Here is a 22,274-nt window from a genome sequence, read left to right as displayed (position 1 = left end):
AGTAGTCACTGTTTGATGGACACAACGTCTACTTGTTGGGATTCATTCCATATGTGAGGCACACCGCACTGATATGCACTGCGTTGCCTAGCTGTCTGTCATGAGTGGCTCCAGCATGGCCTGCAGCTGAGTTTTTGCCCGCGCCCGCCGAGATTTAATAGTGCCAGGTTTGACCCCCGTGATCGCTGCGGCGAGGTTGATGTCGTAGCCCATGATGTCGACAAGCTCAATGGCGGTGCGCTGGTCGGGAGTGAGCTGCTGGACGGCGCGGGAGACGGACATGGTTGTTTCGTGGGCGTCGAGAGGATCGTGGGAGCTGGGGTGACCGCTGGTGATGGCGGCTTCGTGGTAGTCGTCGACAAGTATGAAGTTGCGTTCGCGGCGACGGTGAACGTAGTCATAGGCGGTGTTGGCAACAAGCTTATAAAGCCACGTGCTCAGCGCTGCGTCGCGACGATACCTCTGCAGACTGTGACTCGCTTTGAGCAAGGACTCCTGCATAATGTCATCAGCATCCGTTGCTGATTGTGTGTACTTTTTAGCAAGCCACCACAGCTTTTTATAGTGGCGGCGTGTGATCTCGTGAAACGCTTGGTGATCCCCGTCGAGGTACATTGTGACTAGCTGGTCGTCGCTGTAATTGGCGTGATCTACTATGCCGACGCAGGGGTCGGCAATCCCTCCCACCATGATCAATCCCCCTGTTATGAGTCATGTGCTTGGATAACATAGTGGACGTAGCGTGGGCGGCCTTCGAGTTTTAGCTTCACAATGTATTGGATGTGCTACACGTAAAAGGTCCCCCGCCTTTCGGCGAGGGCCTCAATACTGCGACAAGCAGTGGTTTTACTAGGTTTTTGCCACCAGCTTTACGTCGTTAATTTCTGGGGATACACCATCTGGGACACCCACCACGCGGATACTCAACGAGGTCACCGCCGGTGCCGGAGCCACAGTAATCTTGGTGCGCGACTTAGTCACCGTGCTCGTTCCCAGCACGGTATCGCCTGCGCGTACCTCTAGCGTCATGCCCTTGGTAGGAGAATCAACAATGACGCGACTAATCACATACGGCTGAGCGAAGTTGAGCACCAACGTATCCCCCTTGCTGGGCTGCCACGCGCTTTCAAGTGCGGTGTCGATCGCCAAAGGGACAGTATCGGCAACATCAGGATCAGCATTGCCTGCCGCGTGCGAAGTCTCAGCACTGATCACCGGCACCACAATTCCTGGCATGGTGGAATTAGTCGACTGGTTTTGGCCACCCGCAATCGAATTCTTGGTAATCGGAGCCTCCTGCTTATCCCCGCCGAGCACACTAGTCACATACGCTGTGATGATGGCAAGTACCACCACAAGGAGCATCGCGGTGGCCGCAATAAAGACACGGCTACTGCGGCTAAATCCACGGCTACCAAAACCTGGGGTGTTGGTCGGCTTCGGGGTTTCCTCCGCAGTGACGTTGAGGTGCTCCTCGTGAGCATCATCAGGATCAGGGAGATCGGTAATAGCCTGTGGCAAATCGCCTGCGTCTTTTTGCAACAACGCCGTAATGGCCTTCGGTGCGGTGTCGACGTCGATAAGCGTGCCCAAAGCAGTACGCAACGACCGCAGATCACGCTCATAAGAAGAATCCGACAACACAGCAGGAAACGCCAAAACCGCCATACCATCAGTGTTAATACGAATACGCGCATGGTTATCAATACCCAGCGGTGTGTGAGCCTGCTCCGCCGCCGTACTTGCCTGAGCCAACGGCTCAAACGCATACACCGCCGCATAAGGATTCACCGTAGAATCCGCCACCGCCGACAAATTAGAACCACGCACCCAGTCCGCCACCACAAGGCAACCATTGCGGTACGACAACACCTCAATATGCGGCGCAATCGCAGGATGATGCAGACCCGCCAACGCACGCGTACGACGCGCAATCTCAGCGGCCTTACCCGCCGCCGCAGCAGGGCTTGCTGGGGCCTGCGGGGCACTTCCCGAGGTATCCACGAACACCAAGGCCACATCCCTACCCGTGGCCTTTTCGCGGGCATGCCAGAAACGAGCAGTCGACACCGAACCGTGGTCGGCAAGCAAACGGAAACGACCATCTGACACCTGCGCACCCGGCACCAAACGCGGGCCACGAACAATACCAGCCGACATTGGTGCAGGAATTGGGGTGGCATTGAACGTGTCGTCGAAAGTAAGCGCCTGAGCCGCAAGAGCCTCGTTCGTAGGAACCGTATCGGCAGGCTGTTGCGCCTTCATCTTGATTACACGACGCATACCAGGGATCCGCTGCAACGCGTAACCCAGGCTGACAACCTCTTCCAACCCAGAACGCGACAACACCAGCGCAGTGACCACAAGGAACACCACACCCACAATCGCCAAATGAATCAACATGCCCACGCTGCCGAAGAACTCAAAAAAGCCACCAGCAACACGATCCATACCCATGCTGATACCAAGAGCAACCACAATGCCCACCAGCGACGAACCCAACGCCCACACACTGGTCATAGTCACTTCCCTACTGCCCAAATTGCCCAACTTACGACGCAACAACATCGCACCAATCAGCGCACCAGAGACAAAACCGAAACCATTGGCAGCACCCAGCAAAATAACCACACGGCTAGGATCCGACGCCACCAACGGAGCCAACATCGACAACACCACCTTGGTGCCCGTAATGCCAGCAATAATAAACGTAGGAGTCCACGCCTCCTCACGGGCATAGAACACACGCAAATGCAACAACACCAACGCATAAGGCAACAACGTAAAAGCCGAATAGGCCAGCGTTAAACCAAGGATAGAAGCGGACTCCACATCGAAACGTCGATAAGCAAACAACCCCACTCCAATGCGTTCACCATAAGCGCTAAAGAACACCACAATCGGAATTAGAGCAATAAACGTCAGCTTCGAGCCCACCACCAAATCGCGGACCACAGCCTTATCATCACCATCAGCCGCATTACGCGACAACCGCGGCATTATCGCCGTCAACAACGTCACGCCGATAATGCCATATGGCACCTGCAACAACAGCCAATGCTGCTGATAAATATTCGGTGCACCCGCATCCGCATGCGACGCAATACGCGTCGTAATGATGTAACCCCACTGCGAAATCGCCACATAAACGATAATCGCCAACGCCATCCCACCGAACTGCTTCAACCGAGCATCAATACCCCACAGCGGCTTCAGCGACACCCCAGCACGACGAATCGGCGGAATCATAATCAGCAACTGCACCACAACACCCAGCGTGGTACCCAAACCCAGCAACAACACATGCGGATCCGTCACCTTCGACGGTGCATCCGGATCAATTTCCCCCGGCAGCAACATATAAGCAACCAACACCACAATGGTGATCACGTTGTTCGCCACCGGAGCCCACGCACCAGGCTTGAAAATCTGCTTAGTGTTCAGCACTGCCATCAGCAGCGCAAAAATGCCATAGAAATAAATCTGCGGTAACAACAGATACGCAAAGCTCGTGGTCTGGAACAGATTGACCTTGCCGTCGGAACGCAGCATCAGCCGGCTCAACCACGGTGCCGACACCACCGCAATGATCGTCACCGCGATCAGCAACGTGGACGCCAACGTGAACAACCGGCGAATAAATGCCTCGCCACGATCAGGGTCTTCCTTCTCCGCGCGCACCAACACCGGCACCACCAGAGATGTCAACACCGCACCCAACACGATCTCCGTGATCAAGTTCGGCAACGTATTACCAGTGTTAAACGCCGACGCGATCGCACCACCCAATGTGGTGGTAATCAACACCGTACGCAAAAAGCCCGTAATACGAGACACTAACGTGGCAATCGCCATCGAGCCGGTAGAGCGCACCACATCGCTATCGCTTGTCTCCTGCGCGTCGCTTTCCGACGCTACCGGAGCGGTAACCGGCGCAGCCTCTGTAGGCTCCTTCGCCGCTTCCTCGGCAACAGCCACAGCAACCGACGTATCGACGGCAGACACTGCAGCCTCCTGCTGCTTATGGCGAACCGGCACACGATCGAGCCGCGAGTGATCGTCCGAAGTCTCCTTGACCGCCTGCGGGCGCACCGCCGGCACAGGAGCGGGTGCCGCGGGAGCAACAATGCGATGTCGCGTGCCACGCTGCGATTCTGCCGGACCCGAATTCGGATGGGGTGTGGGATTCGTGGGATTCAACGAAGTGTCCTACTTTGCAAAACTTGAGATACCTGAGGGAGCTGGGAACACAAAAGGGGCCGGAATAACAGGCCCCCTTTGTGCGAATGCGCTAAGCGCTTGAAACTACGGTGAGTTATCGTCGGTTGAGTCTTCGCTGGGATCTTTACTCGACCGGTGTTGCTGTCGATGCCTACCAAGCTGCGGCACATGGGCACTACTGCTCCCCGTTACCTCCGCTTCCTCGGACTGGGCTACCTCCTGGGCCTCACGACGCTTCTTTTTAAAGAACCTCAAGAACAAAAACGCAAACAGCACCAAAATTGCTGCAGATACTGCACCACCCGTGCTCAATAAGCCGCGCTGGGTCTGCACACCAATGTCGACCGGATTAGAGATCGCAGCCCCAGAGGGTGTGGCGAGCCACAACTTGAGGTCGGTGCGGGAATCGTCGCTAGGCAGATTGGCTGTCATCTGAAGAGTGATGGAGCCCTTGGCTGGAATGACCACATGGTCGTCCAGCTTTAACGACGCCCCCTGCGGCCCCGTGAACCGGATACGTGCATCCACGGGGAGAGGCAGACCGTTTTTCGCCGCGATTAATAGTGGTGAGGAATCAGAAAAGCGGGTGTACACGTTGCCAGGGGGCAGCAATGTCACTGAGCTGCGTAGCTCGGTGAGCGCATCGCGGTTCTCGTTGGCGATCGTGTGGGAATCAGCGACTGACTTATCGAAGGTGGCCATTGACCTGCGCTTTTTCATTCCAATTGTGCGCAATAGATCTTGTCTTAGTGGTGCAGTGAAATTATAAGGAGTCACCGCAATAGCCGGATCCGACACCATCAAGCGCGTGAGATCATTCGTGTAATCCGACTGCTGGCGCACACGAAGAATCTCGGTATCCGACACCACCGTGGGATCACTATACGGCGCACCAAAATCAGGAGCATGGGCATCGCCAAAGTCGCGGGCGCGTGCCCCCAACTCCTCTTCCTGCTGTGCAGATGTAGACACATAATCCTTCAACGTCATCGGCACCGCAGCATGACTATCCAAAGCCGCCGCAGCAGACTCCAACCACGCGCGCGGCTGCGACTGCCCCGCCGGCAGCATCATAAGCAGTGGATCCGCCGATACCTTGTGGGACTGCTCAAGGGTGTCATCGCCGGTATCTACTGCTTCGGCAGCCGACGAAGGCAACTCTTGACGATTCGCTGCCACCGCCAGCGTTACCGCCGATGCAGCCGTCGCCGAACGAGTAGCGGCACTATCCAAGGAATAATCAAAACGCGCCGCCTCATTGCCATAACCCACCGTAATGGGATGCGTGGCAGCCTGAGCCAACGTTGCCGCCAATGAACCCTGATAGGTCACCGAACGAATACCCGGTGCGAGCATGCCAAACCGGCCCGACTGCGGAACCTGCCACACCGTATTGTCTGCCACCAGCACCGATACCGGAACACTAGGCGTAGGTGCCGTTGCTGTGGGAGCGGAGCTGTTCACACTGTCCAAGGAAGCCCGTGAATCTGGGGTATTCGGTGAGGCGTCGACAGGAGATGGTCCTTGGACGCTTGCTTCCCATGCGGCGTTGATGTCCCCGCCGGTTCCTTGCGATTGGTCCGCCCACCCTAAGCTTTTGGCTGCATCTGGGGATACATAGCCCGAGCCTGGGATGACAATATTGGGTTCTGGTTGGACACCAACTACGTCTTCGAGCACTGCAGAGCCCCGCTGGACGGCCTCGCGCATAAGCCACGGGTTGTTCGTTTTAGCTACCGCATCGAGGTCCGCGTTGGCCCACGGCATGGCAACGATACAGGTATCGCGGGCGAGGGCACGCACTTTATCCAACCATTGTGCGGCATCCTGTACGCCCTGGCCTGGGGTCAATGAGGCCTTCGTGTCGTCCTTAGACCAAGAATCACGCAGCCGCTTTTTATCCGATACGGAACTGGGGCGGCTATTGCCTACCGAATAGCCATTGCTCATGCGGGAGGCGACGTCGATAAGCTGTGGGTCTAGCGCAACGCACGTCGCACGACGCAGCGCCTCATTATCGACGGCCACGCTGAGGGCGTCGACAAGCTCGGCAAGCTCACCACCAGCACGCATCGACTCCGCCAGCTGCTCCGAACGCAAAATCAACGGCGCACGCTCCGGCGCCTCCCCCGTCTCACCGCCCACGATGTCCACATCCGCCGTCACCGGCGCCACAATACTCAACGGACTAGCCGAACGCGGCACCGCCTCCGCATGCGGATCCTTCGCATTCAACAAAAAGCGTTGCGACGAAAACTGCTCCCCCGAAGCAGTAGTCAACCCAACCCACACCGGATAAATACCAGGCTGGCTAATCCTTAAACCATCGGCCGTCGTCGACGACACCGGAACCTGCACCTTAACCTGCGTGGACTCCCCAGGTGCCAAAGAAGAATCAATACGACCCACCACGGCACTCGGACCAAACGTTCCAGAATCACCCGCCAACACCGTGCGCGCCGAGGCTACATCAGAAACCGCAGCCGCATTGCGCGCCACAATAGATACCGACCCCGCCGACAACATATCAGCGCTGTTATTGGTCACCGTCAACGACAACTCAACCGCAGCACCCAACACCACCTGGGAATCCACATGCGTGATCTCGAACGTGACCGCCGCATTACTATCCACCGTGCGCAACTCGGGGTTGACCCACTGATCCCGCCACGTATCATCCGACGGCGACGCGGGGAGGGCGTCGGCACGCGCCTGAGGAGCAAAAACAACCGGCACCGCCACAGGGGCAGCCAACGCGGCGACACTCGCCGCAGCCACACTCACTGTGCTCGTTGCCAAACGAAGGTTGCGGGACATCATCGTGGAGTAACCCTCCCCGCAGCCTTCTCCTTGATCGCATATTCAGGAAGTACATCATGAGCAATGCGTGCCAACTTACGCTCATCCGCATAAGCAAAATGTTCAATCAACTCATCCGCAGGAATCCACGCAACCTCCGTCACCTCAGGATCCTCATCGTTGAGATAACCATCCACATAGCGCAACAAATGATGATGTACCGTCTTATGAATACGCACCCCCTCAGACACAAACCAATAATCAATCGTGCCCAGCTGCGTAATCACCTCACCATGGATGCCCGTTTCCTCCCACACCTCACGCTCAGCGGTCGCCGCAGTCTCCTCACCTGGCTCCACATGGCCCTTTGGCATTGACCACAGCAGTCGCCCACGACGATCCAGCCGGCCAATCAGTGCCACGTAGATACGAGAGAGATCTACGTTATTATTCTCATCCACGGCCTCCGCCAGACCGGAAATGACCAAGCCGCCTGCCGATGTCTCATCACGGGTAGCAATCCGCGATGACCTATTGTTCTGGCGACGCGACTGATTGCCACGGTTCCTATTGCCCGCGTGCCGACGCCGCTTGGTACCCGATCCGGAATGGGACGAATCCCCACTGTGGGAACCACGCTGGGTAGAACGGTGCGCTGGACGACGCTTACGCCTCGTGTGCTTATTCTGCTTGTCTTTGTCTTCCCCACGGCTGCCGCGCTCCCCGCGAGAACCGGAAGTACTCGAACTGGGCGCAGCAGACTTTGAGGCGTCACCACCTTGTGTAGAAGCGCCTGAATCCATACGCCTGCGCGGTTTGCCACGACGGCGGCGCGTGCGCTGTGGCGACGCGGAAGCATGATCCGCATGAGCCCGTTCGTTTTCAGTCATCCCGCTGATCGTATCCCGTTCACGCTAAAGAAGGTATCTACGAACCACATTTGTGCCAAGATTTGCACAAGATTGTACTTCCAAGGAATAAGACACTGGATGCTTCATCGGGCTTTAGTGCGTTGAAGAATGTAGACTCATGCGGGTGAATTCACAGAGTAACCATGATGTTTCCCCCGTCCCTTCCGGCGTGGTCTTAGAAGCTGCCGATCCAGCTCGGCTGTTGGTCCGCGCGCAGAAAACCTTGGGCTTACTCTCTCCGCTGTTGAGCCCGCTGGCTCAATCGTTCCACGATCGTGGGCATCGTCTCTACCTCGTAGGTGGTTCGGTGCGTGACGCTCTCCTTGATGAGCTTGGGCACGATCTGGACTTTACAACGGATGCCCGCCCTGAGGTGGTATCCGCGATCCTAGAAGAGTACGCCCCCGTGGTCTGGGATACTGGTATCGAATTTGGCACCGTTTCAGCAGAAAAAGAGGGCCAACAAATCGAGATCACCACGTTCCGCTCCGATGTTTATGATGGGCAGTCTCGTAACCCCGAGGTACAATTCGGAGACACCCTTGAGGGTGATCTGATTCGCCGTGACTTCACCGTCAACGCTATGGCGATGGAGATCCTGCCGGATGGGTCTATGCAGTTCCACGATCCCGTGGGTGGCATGGACGATCTAGCTGCGGGCCTTTTGGATACCCCAGCGGCCCCTCAGCAAAGCTTTAACGACGACCCCCTGCGTATGCTGCGCACTGCTCGTTTCGTTTCCCAGTTGGGCTTTGATCTCGCACCACGAGTGCGCCATGCCATGACGGAGATGGCGGATCAGATCACACGCATTACAGCTGAGCGCGTGCAGGTAGAGCTGGACAAAATGATCTGCGGCAAAGCCCCATGGGATGGTATCGACGTGATGGTAGATACCGGATTAGCAGACATTATCTATCCGGAAATCCCTGCGCTGCGGCTCACTCAAGATGAACATCATCAACACAAGGATGTGTATGCCCACTCCCTGACGGTGTTGCGCCAGGCGATGGATCAAGAAGAAGACGGCCCTGATGTGGTGCTGCGCTGGGCTGCACTCATGCACGACTGCGGTAAGCCAGATACGCGCGAGTTCTCCCCCGAGGGGCGGGTGAGCTTCCACCAACATGAGATCGTGGGGGCCCGCCTCATGCGTCACCGCATGCGCGCGTTGAAGTACTCCAAGTGTATGATCCGTGACGTTAGTGAGCTCATTCGCCTGCACATGCGGTTCCATGGTTTTAGCGAAGGTGAGTGGACGGATTCGGCGGTGCGTCGATACGTAACGGACGCTGGCGACCTGCTCCCCCGCCTGCACAAGCTCGTGCGCGCTGACTGCACCACGCGGAACAAAAAGAAAGCGGAACGTCTGCAAAAAACCTACGACCATCTAGAAGATCGCATCGCAGATATTGCCGCAAAAGAAGACCTAGCCAAGGTACGTCCCGACCTAGACGGTAACGAGATCATGGAGATCCTCGATATCAAGGCAGGACCCCAAGTGGGACAAGCGTGGAAGTTCTTAAAGGAACTGCGCCTCGAGCGCGGCCCCCTAGAACGTGAAGACGCGATTTTGGAATTGAAGAAATGGTGGTACGAGCAGTAAATGTTTGCGGATCGACTCTTTAACGCCATGGAGCGCAATGAACCCGCGCCGGGCATGGTGTTAGTTGCTGCGCCTTCGATGGAATCGGAGGATTTTGCGCGTAGTGTCATTTTGATTATCGAGCACAGCGAATATGCCACCTTTGGCGTCAACCTTGCCTCACGTAGCGACGTCGCCGTGTTCAACGTGATGCCTGAATGGGTGCCATGTGTGACCAAGCCACAGGCCCTGTATATCGGCGGTCCGTTAAACCAGCAGTCTGTGGTGAGTGTTGGCGTGACCGCGCAGGGTGTGAATGCATCCCATGCAGACAACCTCACTCGCCTTGCTAACCGGCTGGTGATGGTGAATTTGGGTGCAGATCCAGAAGAGATAAAGCCGTTGGTGTCGGGTATGCGCCTGTTTGCTGGGCATGCAGAATGGGCGCCTGGTCAGCTGGCTCAGGAGATTGAGAACGGTGACTGGTTTGTAGCTCCGGCTCTCCCCTCGGACGTGATGGCACCAGGAAGCGTTGACGTGTGGGGCGATGTGATGCGTCGTCAGCCCATGCCACTGCCGTTGTACTCAACGTTCCCAGTCAATGTGGGAGAAAACTAAGTGGTTTCACGTGAAACATCGAAAAAAAGAACGGAGATTCTCGGCGGAATAAAAGACTCATGGGCGGTTGCCCTCGGTCTCGTTCCCCTCGGTCTCGCTTTCGGGCTCGTGGTGGGACAATCCGGTTTTGCATGGTGGTGGGCCCCCATCTTTTCCATCATCATCTATGCGGGATCCATGGAATTTCTCGCACTAAATCTCATCATCACCGGTGTTGGGCCTATCTCGGCGGCGATCACTGGCTTCATGGTGAACTTTCGTCATATCTTTTATGGGCTCACCTACCCGCGCCACGCGGTGCGTTCCCGCATTGGTCGCGCCTATTCCACGTATGCACTCACTGACGAGTCTTATGCAATCGTCTCGGCGCGCCCTAACGCACAGCGTATCGACGGTTCCCGCGTGCTTGCCATCCAAGTGTTCTGTCACGCACTGTGGGTATCCTCTGGCATCCTTGGCGCTGTCGCCGGAAGCGCGATCCCGCAGGGGCTAAAAGGTATGGAGTTTGCGCTCACCGCACTGTTTATCGTGTTGGCGTGGGAATCCTTCCGCAATAATCAAGACTGGTCATTGGTATTTTTTGCCGTTGCCTTCTCCCTAATCGGTTTGGGATTAGTGCCGCACCAAATGCTGATTTTTGCTCTCGTGGTGTACTTCCTCTTGCTGTTGGTGCGCAACGCTTCCCCACGTATCGACTCCCGATTGACCTGGAAGATTGGTGATCGCCGGTGAACTCCCCTATGAACTCATTAGTGCTCGCCGGTTCTGCGGGACTTCCCGATGGGATTAGTCTCCTGTCGGTCTTTGCGGTGATTATCCCCGTCGCCATAGTGACCGTGCTGCTGCGACAGATCCCCTTTGCTGCGGTGCGACTCCTTAATGGCAGCCCTTTGATGGGGCTGCTGGCCATTACCATGCCCGTGGGTGTGATGGTCGTGCTGGTGATGTACACCCTCTATGGTTCCCTTGAAGCCCCTGGCGGGCTTGTGGCCGCGTTGATTGCCTCGATCGGAACGCTGGTGTTGCACTGGTGGCGGCGCAATCCAGGGCTTTCCATCATGGGTGGAACGGCACTGTATATGGTGCTGGTGAACCTCGTCTGGTAGCTCGTGGTGAGCACACGAAAAAGTGGGTAGTTCGGGACACGGTGTTGCCTCAAACTACCCACTTTTCAGTGGTGCTGTAGCGCTGTGTGGTGCTGTAGCGCTGCGACTAGCGCAGCTCCGAGAACTTGGCTACGGCTTCTGCCCACAGCACCTCGAACTCTTCTTGAAGAAGATGCGTAGCGGTGATGTCGGGGAAATTTGCGTAGGAGTTGGGGTGCGGCACGGTACGTTCCGGTGCCGCGGCCATTCCGGCTACTGCGTTACCGCGCGCTGCCCCCCGGATGGTGTTGGAAGGATCGAGCTCGAGGATACGGTGCAGGGTGCAGTGCGTTGCGCTTGTTGGTTCAAGCTCTGCGATGTGAATACTTGTGCCCACTCCTGGGATGGTCATCTCGGTACGAACATAGAGGAGCTGCTTGTCAGTTGTGGTCATGCTGACATCTTAGACGCGTGTTGCGCGTAGCAGGATGCTAGCCAGGAACACATCATGAGTTGGACTTGGTGGAAGATCATGAGTGGCAGGATGAGTAGGCCAAGGTTGGCGCCGCCGAAGATCACGGCTGCCATGGGGAGCCCGGAGGCGAGGGATTTCTTGGTGCCGCAGAATTCGATGGCGATGACGTCGCCACGCGCAAAGCCGAGTTTTTGGGCGATCCAGCGGGTGAACCAGAGCATGGATCCCACCAAGATGATGGAGAATGCGACGAGGAAGATGATTTCCCCGAGGCTGACGGTGGACCAGATTCCGGCGACCATGCCGGCGGAAAAAGCTGAGTACACCACCATGGCGATGGATCCGCGGTCGACGATTTTGGTGGCTTTGTTGGCGGCGATGTCTTTGATCCAGCGGCGGCAGAGCTGTCCTGCGATGAAGGGGAACAGTAGTTGGATAGCGATTTTGAGGAATACGCTGGTGTCTACGTGGATGCCGCCGCTGTCGGTCATCAGGAGCATGACGAGGACGGGGGTTGCTACCACGCCGATGAGGTTGGATGCGGAGGCGCTAACGATGGCTCCGGCGACGTTTCCGCCGGCTATCGAGGTAAAAGCTACCGAGGATTGCACTGTCGACGGCACCAAGGTGAGGTACAAGATTCCAAGGTAAAGCGCGCTCGAGATCACCATTTCTAGTGGTTTGAGTGCGATACCGATCAGTGGGAATGCCACGAAGGTGAGCGCCAGAATGGTGAGATGGAGTTTCCAGTTTTTGAGGCCTTCGAGGGCTTCGTGTGTGGAAAGCCTGGCACCGTAGAGGAAAAACAGCAGGCCGATGGCGATGTTAGTGGCCAAGGAGAAGTTGTGGGCGAAGGCTCCGCGGGCGGGTGCGATGATCGCGATGATCACCGCAAGGATGATCAGCACGATCAAGGGGTCGAGGTTTTTGATTCTTCCTACCATTCCTCGAGTCTAAAGCAGAGTTAGGAGGTAACGGTGGCGGTATCGCCTGTTACCTCCACGGTGGCAGCTTTGAGGGGGTCGCGGGCGAGCCCACTGACTACGGAGCCGTCGGTGATGTCGAAGACGGATCCGTGTGCTGGGCAGATCACGTGGGAGCCGTCTACTTTGGTGATCTTGGCGCGCTGGTGGGTGCAGGCCGCGGAGTAGGCCTTGTACTCCCCTGCGGTGGGTTGGGCGAGGATGAAGTCGCCGACGATGACGGCGCTGCCGACGGGGACTTCGTTGACGGCTATTTCTTTGGCTTTGGCGGTATCGCCTCCGCAGGCGGCTAGGACTACTCCGGCGAGTGTGGTTGCGGATCCGAGAAGGAATATGCGACGGGAACATGGATGTGTCATACCTTCCAGTATCACACATCCATGTTTTGTCATAGTGACTTAACAGGTTGCGGCTTTTATGTCTTTAACGAACGTGAAAATTTCTTCGGTAAGGGCCTCAAGGTCTGTCACTTGGGCTGGCTCTGGGTGCGTGCCTGTGGTGTGCCGCTCGATGATCGACGTCAGCGCAGAGCCTGTAATGGCGCCGCTGGCTCCTGCCGTGATGGCGTCGTGCACATGCTCGGGAGTGGAGATACCGAAACCGAGCAGGATCGGTGCACCGCCGAAGCGTTTCACATTTGCCACCACTTGGTCTAGTCCCCTAGTAGAGGATTCCCTTTCGGTTCCGGTCACACCATCGCGGGAGATGGCGTAGATGTATCCGCTGGAGTGTTGCGCCACCCCTTCCAAGGTTGCTTCCGAGGCTTGTGCGGGGGCGATGAAGATGGGGTCGATTCCAGCTTGCTTGGCGGCTGTGATGAAAGGCTCGCCTTCGCGGACGGGGACGTCGGGAAGCAGAATGGAGTCTACGCCGGCGTCGGCGAATTCTTGATAGAACTGGGTGATCCCGCGGGTAAACGCAACGTTGCCGTAGATGAGCATGCCGATGGGAAGTTCGGGAAATTCTTTGCGGATCTGTCGGATTAGTTCCAGCGAGCTATCTACGGTGGCTCCGTTGTCGAGGGCGCGGAGGTGGGAGCGTTGGATTGTGGGTCCGTCTGCTACCGGGTCGGAGAAGGGGACGCCGAGTTCGAGGGCGTCGGCACCCGCGGCAACGACGGTACGGATGATGGCTAACGACGCCTCTGGGGTGGGATCGCCCAGCATGATGAAGGGGACGAATGCTCCTTCGTTTTTGTTGCTAAGTGCAGAAAATAGTGAGGTGTAGCGAGTCATGTTTTTAGTCCTTTACAACCAGCTCTGGGTGGGCGGAAAGAGTACGGCGGATGTGGTCGATATCTTTGTCGCCACGGCCAGACAGCGATACCACGATGGTGATATTTTCGTTGTTTTCCTCAGCGAGGGCGGCACGTTTGAGCGCATAGGCAACAGCGTGACTGGATTCCAAGGCCGGAATGATTCCCTCTTCGCGGGAGAGCATTTGGAATGCGTCGAGTGCTTCTGCATCGGTGATGGCGACATAGCGGGCGCGCCCAGACTTGGCTAGATGGGCGTGTTGTGGGCCGACACCTGGGTAGTCGAGGCCTGCTGAGATGGAATAGGATTCCTCTACTTGGCCATCGGAGTTGCGTATGAGATAGCTTCTGGCGCCGTGCAAAATGCCAATTTGGCCGTTGTTGATGGTAGCGCCGTGCTTTCCGGAGCTTAGTCCCATTCCTCCTGGTTCGGCGCCAACGAGTTCCACTGAGGGGTCGTCGATAAAGTCGGCGAACATGCCGATGGCGTTGGATCCGCCGCCTACGCAGGCGACCACCACATCTGGCAGTGCGCCGGTTTGCTCAAGTATTTGGGTTTTGGCTTCTTCTGAGATTACGCGGTGGAATTCGCGCACAATCGTGGGAAATGGGTGTGGTCCGGCGGCGGTGCCGAGCAGATAGTGTGACTCGTGGAAGGTTGCGGTCCAATCGCGCAGTGCTTCGTTGACTGCATCTTTGAGGGTTCCGGAGCCGGAGTCGACTGGTACGACCTTGGCGCCCATGAGCTCCATGCGGTACACGTTGGGTTGTTGGCGTTCCACGTCTTTAGTACCCATGTAAATCACGCAGTCGAGGTCGAGCAGTGCGCATGCGAGTGCGGTGGCGGTTCCGTGCTGGCCAGCTCCGGTTTCGGCAATAATGCGGGTTTTGCCCATGCGTTTGGCTAAGAGGGCTTGGCCGATTACTTGGTTGGTTTTGTGTGCGCCGCCGTGAACGAGGTCTTCTCGTTTGAGAAAGATTCGCGCGTGCCCCTTCCCTTTTCCGGCTTTGGGTAGCTTGGAACAGAGCGTGAGCGGTGTGGGACGACCGAGGTAGTCCTTGAGGTAGCCTGCGAGTTCTGCTCTAAACTCGGGATCGTTGTACGCTTCCACGAAGGCCGCTTCTAATTGGTCGAGGGCGGGGATAAGGGATTCGGGTACGTATTGTCCGCCGAATTCTCCGAAGTATGCTGGTAGCAGTGTGTGTTTCATGAGGATATTCCCTGTGGTTGATTGTTGTTTCGGTTTGCGATTGGTTGAGCGCATCGCAGGGAATATACGAAAAAGCCCGCGATACGCGGGCTTGTGTTTCCAAAAGTTGTGTGGTGAATGCTAACACAACAGGGGGCCCGCCTGCTAGGCGCGCCACCAGAACTTGAAAGCTGTATTCGTCATCGTTGGCTCACTATACCAGCATGAGGTTGTGATGACCAGAGGTGGCGGGCGATGTTTTTAGCAATGTTTCACGTGAAACCACCCCCTTGGGTGCCCCATGAAACGTCGTTGTCGGTCATCGCGGATTAGAGTAGTCGCAACTCTTGCTCAACTATGCAACTACTGAAAGGTGCCATTGTGACCCGTCCCGTCCGACTGCAAGATTTGCGCGACTACAAGAAGAACAATCGTCCGTGGGCCATGCTGACCACTTACGACTACTCCACTACTCGCGCGTTTGTAGACGCGGGTATCGAGGTCTTTTTGGTGGGTGACTCCGCAGCCAACACAATGCTGGGATATTCCGGAACTAACCAGGTGAGTTTTGAGGAGATGGTCATGCTCACGGCGGCGGTGGTCCGTGGTGCTGGTCCTGCGATGGTGGTAGCTGATCTTCCGTTCGGCACCTATGAGGCGAGCGACGAGCAGGCGGTGCGCAGTGCCACCGAGATGGTTCGTCGAACCGGTGCGCACGTAGTCAAGCTCGAAGGTGGTGTTCGGATGGCGTCGCGGATTCGCGCTATTACCGATGCGGGAGTACCGGTGTGTGCACATCTAGGATTCACCCCGCAGTCGATGAATCAGCTTTCTGGGTTCAAGGTGCAACGCGGCGCGGAGAAGCTAGCAGCTGATTTGGATGCTGTTGTGGAGGCGGGTGCAGAGATGGTGGTATTTGAGATGGTTCCGGCGGATATTGCCGCGGAGCTTACTGCCCGCTCCCCGATTCCTGTGATCGGGATTGGCGCCGGCGATGCTACCGACGCCCAAGTGTTGGTGTGGCACGATATCGTGAACCTTCCTGTGGGTGATCATCGTGCCCGTTTTGTTAAGACATATGCGGAGGTTGGTTCAGAGCTTACCTGTGCGGCGCGGTTCTATCGGAAGGATGTAGAGGCACGTCGCTTCCCTGCTGAGGAGCACTCCTTCTAAACGTTGGGCTTTTCGATGCTCACCGCCATGTTGTCCAGCAGTCGGGTGTTTCCTACTTTGACGGCGGTGATAATTCGCGCGTCGCCGTAGAGTTCATTGCCTGCTGTGGGCTCGCTGAAATCGGGTGCGACAACATCGATGTAGTCGATGTCCATTCCGGCCATGGCGTCGGTGGCGGCTGCAATAATGTCATGTTTCACGTGAAACATTGCGGCTTGGTGCAACGCCGCTGAGATACGTCGCGCCTCAACGCGCTCGGTATCGCTGAGATAAGCGTTGCGGGAACTGAGCGCCACCCCATTATGATCGCGTATGAGGGGGCTGCCGTGCACGTGGACAGGAAGGTTGAAATCCGCAACCATCTGTCGAATCAAAGCGAGTTGCTGGAAGTCTTTTTCTCCGAAGATGGCGTGCTGGCACTGTGTGATCTGGAAGAGCTTGTTCACCACTGTGAGTACGCCGGCAAAGTGTGTGGGACGAGTGGCTCCCTCAAAACGTAGTGCCGCAGCTCCTGGTGTGATGGTGGTGCGTGGACCTAGGGGGTACATCTCGGCTGGGCTGGGAGCGAAGATGGCGTGAACCTGATGGTTGTGTGCGGCAAGCTTGGCGGCGTCGGCATCAAGGGTGCGTGGGTAGGAATCGAGGTCCTCCCCTGGCGCAAATTGCAGGGGGTTAACAAAGATACTCATAACCACGAAGGGATTGTCGAGTTCTAAAGAATAGGCGGTATCCACGAGAGATAGGTGGCCTTCGTGGAGTGCTCCCATGGTGGGAATTAAGACGACGGGGCGGCCGTCGGAGATGGCTTGGCGGGTAAGTTTTTGGATTTCGCTGATGGTATGCGTGATCGAGGTCATTCCTCAACCATAGCGGGATTCATCCGCGAAATATGGAGAGTTGCTACACAAGCCATGAGAGGCAACACGATGGCGGGAATGATCGTCTCGAGGGTGACGTAGGTGATCGCTGCAGAGCTCAACATGCTCACCCAAATGGCCGCGACGGTGCGTACTTTATCCTTACTCGTCATCTGACGGTTGCGCCAATTGTGAATGTATGGGCCTAGTATGTGGTGCTCCATGAGCCAGGTGTGGAACCGATCGGAGCTTTTGGCAAAGCATAACCCCGCGAGAAGAAGGAAGGGTGTGGTGGGAACCAAGGGTAAGATCACTCCCGCAACACCGAGTGTTACACTGACGCAGCCGATGGCGAGCAGAAGTGGTTTGATCATGCCCTCTAGGATTCCTTATTCTCCGGTGGAACGCTACATTATATGCTAGTTAGGTTAGCGTTAGTAATGAAAACCACGTATCTGCGTGAAAGTGGAGTGGATAGCGGCAGCATCTTTATGTGTTGCCCACTTCCCCGCTTCGGCTGGATACTCCAACCCAGAGTTGAGATCAAGGCCGGCGCAGCCGACGGCGAGAGCCTCGGTGACATTGTCTGGTCCAATGCCGCCGGCGAGGAGGGTCTTGTTCTTCACGGATTCTGGAATGCTTGCCCAGTCGAAGGTGCTACCCGTTCCGCCATTGCCGGTGTCGAGGACGAGTGTATCCACCTCTGGTGCGAGTGCTTCGGTAACAAGGGGGCCGTCGGCATGCGTCATGGAGACTGCGCGCCAGATTTTTACCTTGTCTCCTACCTCGCCGCGGACATGGTTGATGAGTTCTTTTTCGGCGGCTATGGAGCCCTGGTAAGGGCTGTGGATCTGAGCAACGGCGATGTTGTCACCTATGATTTCGGCCCATCCGGTGGTGCGTCGTGAGACGGCAACATAGGTGAGGTCAGGTTCCGCGCTCATGATTTTTTGCGATGTTTCACGTGAAACATCGCGCGGGCTGGACTCCTCGAAGATCAATCCGCCGTAGATTGCACCCGATGCGCGCGCTGCTTGCGCCTCGCTTGGCGACTGCAATCCACACACCTTATTGCATCCGTAGACAAGCTCACGGGCCGCCCGATCGATGTTTGGCTGGGAGGTAAGCTGCGAGCCCACCAAGAATGCACTGGAATGTCCATTGAGTTGGCGAACCGTCTCGTTATCCCGAATGCCGGACTCGGAGACAATCACGGCGCTATCAGGAATCAGCTGCGCAAGGCGTGCTGAGCGATTCAAATCAATGCTCAAATCATGCAGATTGCGATGATTAATGCCAAAGATTGTAGCCCCCAACCGAATAGCACGGTCCACCTCAACCTCGTCGATAACCTCGGTGAGAACGTCCAGCCCCAAGCGTGCCGCCTCTTGGCTGAGCTCGGTGTAAGTGGCGTCGTCAAGCACACTCAACATGAGCAAAATTGCGTCCGCCCCAAAATAACGTGCCGCATGAACCTGTGCGGGGTGGATAATAAAATCCTTGCACAACACCGGAAGATGTGTGGCAGCCGCCACCGTGGCCAGATGGTTATAGTCGCCGCCAAAACGATCCGGCTCGCATAACACCGAAATGCCAGCCGCATAACGTGAATACACCCGCGCGATGTCACCAGGGTGGTAGTCCTCACGGATCATTCCAAGCGACGGCGAGGAGGACTTGCACTCCATGATAAAGCGCGCACTCCCCCGTAGTGCTGGGCCGCCATCACTACGGCCACCCAATGCGTGGAACAAGGAGCGGGTGGAACGCGGTAGCCGCGCTGGGTCCACGTGAGTAATCCGCGCTTGAATTTCGGGCAGATGGGAACGTCGGCCCGAAACGATGAGTTCTAGGACGGTGGGCATAGGGCGTGTCGACGAATCATTCTGCATAGTTTGCCGCCTCATGGATAGCTAACCAGCGCTCCACGGAGCCGTCAGCAAGCATTGCTTGTGCCTTGGCGACTCCCTCGGCGATGGTGGGTACGTGATTCGCAGTGTAGAACATTGCGCCTGCGGTGGCGCTAATAGCATCGCGGTGTGCGGTGGGACCCCGGCCGGCGAAGGTCTCGCGCATGAGGTGTGCGTTTTCTAAGCCGTCGCCACCTGCGAGCTCGCTCAACTCGTAGCGGTCGATACCGATTTCTTCTGGTGTGATGGTGTAGGTGCTGATCTCGCCATCGCGAAGCTCCCACACCGTGGTAGGTCCGTGAACTGCGATTTCATCGGTTCCGGAGCCGTGAACAACCAAGGCGTGGCTGCGGCCTAGTTCGCGAAACACCTCGGCGATGATCTGACCGAGCTTGGGATTGGCAACACCCATGATCTGAAATTCGGGGCGAGCCGGCGCCAAGATCGGACCGAGGATGTTAAACAACGTGGGAACTTTGAGGGCCTTGCGCACTGGTTGCACGTGGGCCACCGCGGGGTTGTAGGCGGGGGCAAAAAGGAACGTGAAATTGGAGGCATTGAATTGGCGCACGGCGCGGTCGGGGTTGAGGTCTAGTGGGATGTTGAGTGCTTCGAGTACGTCGGCGGATCCGGATTTGGAGGATACGGATCGGTTGCCGCATTTGACCATCTTCACTCCCCCAGCGGCTGCGACAAGGGACGCCGCGGTGGTCACGTTAATGGTATTGGAGCCATCGCCGCCAGTTCCTGCGGAGTCCATGAGGCCTGCGCCGTTGATGGGAAATGGTCGTCCGGCGGCGAGGAATGCGTTGGCGGCACCGGCGATGTCGGCGTAGGTTTCGCCGCGGGTGCGGATGGTAGCGAGCAGCGCTGCGATGTGGATGTCGTCGTAGTCGCCGACGGTGAGTGGTGTGAATACTTCAATGGCTTGTTCGACGGTGGGGTGTGGGTTGTCGAGGTAGGCGATGAGGTTGTTGAGTGTTTTGTCGCTTGTCATGGTTGTGGTCTTTCTTATCTATTTGGCTAGCAGCTTATCGACGCATCGCTCAAGGATGATGGGCCCGCTGGGGCTTAGTACGGATTCTGGGTGGAATTGCAATCCGATACTGGTGGTCTGCCCCTCGCCGTCGTGGGTTTCGGCGACCATAGTGACAGGTCCGATGGCGGAATCGCAGGTTCCTAGGCTCACCATGTTGTGCGGGATGTCTGTGCATCCTAGGGAGTGGTAGCGTGCGATTGGCACCTGTGTTCCGTGGAAATTGTTGTTGGGCGTGGCGTCGATGCTAAGTCCTGCGAACAGTGGATGGTCTGGGTTGGTGAGTGTCATGAGGTCGGTGGTGCCGTGGACGGGGCCGCAGGGGCGGACTTCCCCACCATAGTATTCGAGGAGTGCTTGGAAGCCGAGGCAGATGCCGAGGATCGGGATGGTGCCTATCGACGCCCCGATGAGGTCCATCATGCAGCCGGCTTCGCGGGGGTGACCAGGTCCTGGGGTGAGGCAAATGAGGTCGGGTTCTAGACCAAGAACTTCTGTCACTGTGACGCTATTGCGTAGGACTGTGCAGCGGTAGTCGGCGACGGCAAAAGCGTCCACCAAGTTATAAACAAACGAGTCATGGTTATCAAGGAGTACGACATGGGCTTGCTGAGCTTTCATTAGCGAATCACCTCCACACCCTTTCCTGCCGCCAAAGCAATGGCATGCAAAACGGCATAGGCCTTATGGAGTGTTTCATCGGCCTCTGATTGTGGAATAGAATCCCGCACCACTCCGGCACCGGCCTGCACCACCGCTATCCCATCCTGAATAAACGCCGAGCGAATCACGATGCAGGTGTCCATCGAACCATCGCCTTGAAAATAACCAACCGCACCGCCATAGGAACCGCGACGTTTAGCTTCCACACCTCGCAGCAATTCCATTGCGCGCAATTTTGGCGCACCGGTGAGTGTTCCCATGTTCATGCAGGCACGGTAGGCGTCAATGGCATCGAACTCTGGATCTAGGGTAGCCACCACACGGCTAACGAGATGCATTACTCGGGAGTAGCGATCTACCTGCAGTAACTCTACAACGCGACGTGTTGTGGGCAATGAAACACGTGCAAGATCATTGCGTGCAAGATCAACCAACATGGTGTGTTCGGCGATTTCCTTGGCGTTAGTTCGCATGTCCAATTCGGCGCGAATATCGAGTTCGTGATTAATACTCCCGTCGGGGTTAAGTCCCCGCGGACGGGTACCGGCAATCGGATACAATTGTACCTCGCGTGTGCTGAAATCAAACTTGAGATTAGATTCTGGCGATGCTCCTATTAACTCATATGTTTTATTTAAATTGCATGCAATGGGAGTAATGCCGCGCACGTAAAACATATAGGGGCTGGGATTGGTTGCGCGCAAGTGTCTATAAGCGGCATAAGCACTTTCGCAGGGCGCGCTAAAGCTCCGTGCTGGAACCACCTGATAGATGTCTCCCGCTTGGATATTGTCCTGCAGAGCGCTTACACTCTGGCAAAAATCCACATCAGAAATATCGGCACGCACAGTCAATGTCTCATTGGTTGCCGTGGTCGCGGGATCTGCATCGACTGTTTCATGGCTGTCAATCGTGGCAACAAGGGAATCTAGTCGATCCTCCAACTCCCTTGGATCAATGGACACGCCCTCGATAACCGCACTGCGCTTGAGATGATCGGTCACCAGCACCGTCTCTGCCACCACAAACTGGTAATCGGGATAAGAATTATCCCCCACCGGCACAGAAGGTAATTGCTCAAACGTCTCCATGTAATCAAAGGCGAAACCGCCGGCAAGAAGTGGTAATTGCTCACCGGAATAGCCGGCCTCACACTGTAGAAGGCGAAGGATCTCGGCATTATTGGTGTCAAGGAGGCGCTGACGTTCGTCGTGAAGCTCGGAGCGATGAAAGCTGAACTCCGTGCCGCTTGTGCCAAAGTGCTCCTGTAAGCGCGCCACCATTGCATGGCCCGTAGGTGTTAGGGGCGTGGCTGTCACGGTTTGCCCCATGCATGTCACGCGAACCGCTGCTTGAAGCACTGCCATGGATGTGGTGTTCTTCTTGGATTCAATGTCTGCGGACTCTAAAAGAACGGAGTCACTAGCCGAGGTCCCTCCAAGATGATGGAAGAGGTCGGCGGTATCCTCGTGATAGCGCACGGGGCGGGCAGATACATGGAAATCTGCCATGT

Annotated in this window: 20 protein-coding genes; 5 read left to right on the top strand and 15 right to left on the bottom strand. The window is 56.6% G+C overall.

All coding sequences use genetic code 11. The features are described from left to right. Positions 1 to 87: 87 nt before the first annotated feature. The 4 genes from ABMV07_RS13930 to ABMV07_RS13915 all read right to left on the bottom strand — a co-directional run bounded on the left by ABMV07_RS13930 (position 88) and on the right by ABMV07_RS13915 (position 7,910). Positions 88 to 690 (bottom strand): RNA polymerase sigma factor, encoded by a 603-nt coding sequence (locus tag ABMV07_RS13930; protein ID WP_088266512.1) that lies wholly within the window; start codon positions 688 to 690, stop codon positions 88 to 90. A gap of 159 nt (positions 691 to 849) precedes the next feature. After that, positions 850 to 4,200 carry a murein biosynthesis integral membrane protein MurJ gene (murJ, locus tag ABMV07_RS13925; protein WP_374064759.1) on the bottom strand — a complete coding sequence of 1,117 codons (3,351 nt, stop codon included), beginning with the start codon at positions 4,198 to 4,200 and terminating at the stop codon, positions 850 to 852. 105 nt (positions 4,201 to 4,305) lie between these two features. Then, positions 4,306 to 7,038, bottom strand: coding sequence for a DUF6049 family protein (locus tag ABMV07_RS13920; RefSeq protein WP_371891272.1), 2,733 nt, complete (start codon positions 7,036 to 7,038; stop codon positions 4,306 to 4,308). Then, the gene (locus tag ABMV07_RS13915; RefSeq protein WP_281510609.1) at positions 7,038 to 7,910 is read right to left on the bottom strand and encodes an NUDIX hydrolase; all 873 of its coding nucleotides are present in this window, start codon (positions 7,908 to 7,910) and stop codon (positions 7,038 to 7,040) included. The genes ABMV07_RS13920 and ABMV07_RS13915 overlap by 1 nt, the downstream gene beginning before the upstream one ends. A gap of 139 nt (positions 7,911 to 8,049) precedes the next feature. On the opposite strand from ABMV07_RS13915, the gene ABMV07_RS13910 reads away from it, so the two are divergent. The 4 genes from ABMV07_RS13910 to ABMV07_RS13895 are packed head-to-tail and all read left to right on the top strand — an operon-like array spanning position 8,050 to position 11,240. Continuing rightward, complete coding sequence (locus ABMV07_RS13910) at positions 8,050 to 9,537, top strand: CCA tRNA nucleotidyltransferase (protein ID WP_374064757.1); 1,488 nt, start codon at positions 8,050 to 8,052, stop codon at positions 9,535 to 9,537. Continuing rightward, positions 9,538 to 10,134: a YqgE/AlgH family protein gene (locus ABMV07_RS13905; protein ID WP_088266517.1), complete on the top strand. Its 597-nt coding sequence runs from the start codon at positions 9,538 to 9,540 to the stop codon at positions 10,132 to 10,134. It abuts the gene before it with no gap. Then, positions 10,135 to 10,866: an AzlC family ABC transporter permease gene (locus ABMV07_RS13900; protein WP_196977925.1), complete on the top strand. Its 732-nt coding sequence runs from the start codon at positions 10,135 to 10,137 to the stop codon at positions 10,864 to 10,866. A gap of 8 nt (positions 10,867 to 10,874) precedes the next feature. Beyond that, a complete protein-coding gene (locus ABMV07_RS13895) occupies positions 10,875 to 11,240 on the top strand; it encodes a branched-chain amino acid transporter permease (RefSeq protein ID WP_088266565.1) in 366 nt (121 codons plus the stop codon). Positions 11,241 to 11,346: 106 nt separating this feature from the next. Here ABMV07_RS13895 and ABMV07_RS13890 read toward each other — a convergent pair whose 3' ends face one another. From ABMV07_RS13890 to trpB, 5 genes are read right to left on the bottom strand one after another with little or no spacing between them, the layout of a single operon-like run. Next, a complete protein-coding gene (locus ABMV07_RS13890) occupies positions 11,347 to 11,673 on the bottom strand; it encodes a hypothetical protein (protein ID WP_088266519.1) in 327 nt (108 codons plus the stop codon). Continuing rightward, positions 11,670 to 12,638: a bile acid:sodium symporter family protein gene (locus ABMV07_RS13885; RefSeq protein ID WP_374064756.1), complete on the bottom strand. Its 969-nt coding sequence runs from the start codon at positions 12,636 to 12,638 to the stop codon at positions 11,670 to 11,672. Before ABMV07_RS13885 ends, ABMV07_RS13890 begins: the two co-directional genes overlap by 4 nt. A 20-nt stretch (positions 12,639 to 12,658) precedes the next feature. After that, positions 12,659 to 13,036: a Rieske (2Fe-2S) protein gene (locus ABMV07_RS13880; RefSeq protein ID WP_374064755.1), complete on the bottom strand. Its 378-nt coding sequence runs from the start codon at positions 13,034 to 13,036 to the stop codon at positions 12,659 to 12,661. Positions 13,037 to 13,075: 39 nt separating this feature from the next. Then, entirely contained in the window at positions 13,076 to 13,912 is an 837-nt protein-coding gene (gene trpA / locus ABMV07_RS13875) for a tryptophan synthase subunit alpha (protein WP_374064754.1), read from the bottom strand. A 4-nt stretch (positions 13,913 to 13,916) separates the two neighbouring features. Further along, on the bottom strand, positions 13,917 to 15,143 hold the full coding sequence (gene trpB, locus ABMV07_RS13870) for a tryptophan synthase subunit beta (RefSeq protein ID WP_088266523.1): 1,227 nt from the start codon (positions 15,141 to 15,143) through the stop codon (positions 13,917 to 13,919). A gap of 360 nt (positions 15,144 to 15,503) precedes the next feature. Between trpB and panB the strand changes: the two genes are divergently transcribed. Beyond that, positions 15,504 to 16,295, top strand: coding sequence for a 3-methyl-2-oxobutanoate hydroxymethyltransferase (panB, locus tag ABMV07_RS13865; RefSeq protein WP_196977922.1), 792 nt, complete (start codon positions 15,504 to 15,506; stop codon positions 16,293 to 16,295). Here panB and panC read toward each other — a convergent pair. From panC to ABMV07_RS13835, 6 genes are read right to left on the bottom strand one after another with little or no spacing between them, the layout of a single operon-like run. After that, positions 16,292 to 17,152 (bottom strand): pantoate--beta-alanine ligase, encoded by an 861-nt coding sequence (gene panC / locus ABMV07_RS13860; RefSeq protein WP_374064753.1) that lies wholly within the window; start codon positions 17,150 to 17,152, stop codon positions 16,292 to 16,294. The genes panB and panC overlap by 4 nt on opposite strands. Further along, entirely contained in the window at positions 17,149 to 17,526 is a 378-nt protein-coding gene (locus ABMV07_RS13855; protein ID WP_014311106.1) for a YbaN family protein, read from the bottom strand. The genes panC and ABMV07_RS13855 overlap by 4 nt, the downstream gene beginning before the upstream one ends. 60 nt (positions 17,527 to 17,586) lie before the next feature. Beyond that, a complete protein-coding gene (gene trpCF / locus ABMV07_RS13850) occupies positions 17,587 to 19,044 on the bottom strand; it encodes a bifunctional indole-3-glycerol-phosphate synthase TrpC/phosphoribosylanthranilate isomerase TrpF (RefSeq protein WP_374064752.1) in 1,458 nt (485 codons plus the stop codon). Further along, positions 19,034 to 20,059, bottom strand: coding sequence for an anthranilate phosphoribosyltransferase (gene trpD / locus ABMV07_RS13845; protein WP_374064751.1), 1,026 nt, complete (start codon positions 20,057 to 20,059; stop codon positions 19,034 to 19,036). Before trpD ends, trpCF begins: the two co-directional genes overlap by 11 nt. An 18-nt stretch (positions 20,060 to 20,077) precedes the next feature. After that, on the bottom strand, positions 20,078 to 20,719 hold the full coding sequence (locus ABMV07_RS13840) for an anthranilate synthase component II (protein WP_197691418.1): 642 nt from the start codon (positions 20,717 to 20,719) through the stop codon (positions 20,078 to 20,080). Continuing rightward, on the bottom strand, positions 20,719 to 22,272 hold the full coding sequence (locus ABMV07_RS13835) for an anthranilate synthase component 1 (protein ID WP_374064750.1): 1,554 nt from the start codon (positions 22,270 to 22,272) through the stop codon (positions 20,719 to 20,721). Before ABMV07_RS13835 ends, ABMV07_RS13840 begins: the two co-directional genes overlap by 1 nt. Positions 22,273 to 22,274: the final 2 nt, after the last annotated feature.

It is taken from the genome of Corynebacterium belfantii (assembly GCF_041898185.1).
Taxonomy (GTDB): domain Bacteria; phylum Actinomycetota; class Actinomycetes; order Mycobacteriales; family Mycobacteriaceae; genus Corynebacterium; species Corynebacterium belfantii.
The sequence above is the reverse complement of the archived record's forward strand: the minus strand, read 5'-3'. Positions and strand labels throughout refer to the sequence as shown.

Bases quoted from the DNA above. Each gene is read 5' to 3' on its own strand.
- ABMV07_RS13930 (WP_088266512.1), bottom strand. From the start codon at position 690: ATGGTGGGAGGGATTGCCGACCCCTGCGTCGGCATAGTAGATCACGCC.
- ABMV07_RS13920 (WP_371891272.1), bottom strand. From the start codon at position 7,038: ATGTCCCGCAACCTTCGTTTGGCAACGAGCACAGTGAGTGTGGCTGCG.
- ABMV07_RS13915 (WP_281510609.1), bottom strand. From the start codon at position 7,910: ATGACTGAAAACGAACGGGCTCATGCGGATCATGCTTCCGCGTCGCCA.
- ABMV07_RS13910 (WP_374064757.1), top strand. From the start codon at position 8,050: ATGCGGGTGAATTCACAGAGTAACCATGATGTTTCCCCCGTCCCTTCC.
- ABMV07_RS13905 (WP_088266517.1), top strand. From the start codon at position 9,538: ATGTTTGCGGATCGACTCTTTAACGCCATGGAGCGCAATGAACCCGCG.
- ABMV07_RS13895 (WP_088266565.1), top strand. From the start codon at position 10,875: ATGAACTCATTAGTGCTCGCCGGTTCTGCGGGACTTCCCGATGGGATT.
- ABMV07_RS13890 (WP_088266519.1), bottom strand. From the start codon at position 11,673: ATGACCACAACTGACAAGCAGCTCCTCTATGTTCGTACCGAGATGACC.
- ABMV07_RS13885 (WP_374064756.1), bottom strand. From the start codon at position 12,638: ATGGTAGGAAGAATCAAAAACCTCGACCCCTTGATCGTGCTGATCATC.
- ABMV07_RS13880 (WP_374064755.1), bottom strand. From the start codon at position 13,036: ATGACACATCCATGTTCCCGTCGCATATTCCTTCTCGGATCCGCAACC.
- trpA (WP_374064754.1), bottom strand. From the start codon at position 13,912: ATGACTCGCTACACCTCACTATTTTCTGCACTTAGCAACAAAAACGAA.
- trpB (WP_088266523.1), bottom strand. From the start codon at position 15,143: ATGAAACACACACTGCTACCAGCATACTTCGGAGAATTCGGCGGACAA.
- panC (WP_374064753.1), bottom strand. From the start codon at position 17,152: ATGACCTCGATCACGCATACCATCAGCGAAATCCAAAAACTTACCCGC.
- ABMV07_RS13855 (WP_014311106.1), bottom strand. From the start codon at position 17,526: ATGATCAAACCACTTCTGCTCGCCATCGGCTGCGTCAGTGTAACACTC.
- trpCF (WP_374064752.1), bottom strand. From the start codon at position 19,044: ATGCAGAATGATTCGTCGACACGCCCTATGCCCACCGTCCTAGAACTC.
- trpD (WP_374064751.1), bottom strand. From the start codon at position 20,059: ATGACAAGCGACAAAACACTCAACAACCTCATCGCCTACCTCGACAAC.
- ABMV07_RS13840 (WP_197691418.1), bottom strand. From the start codon at position 20,719: ATGAAAGCTCAGCAAGCCCATGTCGTACTCCTTGATAACCATGACTCG.
- ABMV07_RS13835 (WP_374064750.1), bottom strand. From the start codon at position 22,272: ATGGCAGATTTCCATGTATCTGCCCGCCCCGTGCGCTATCACGAGGAT.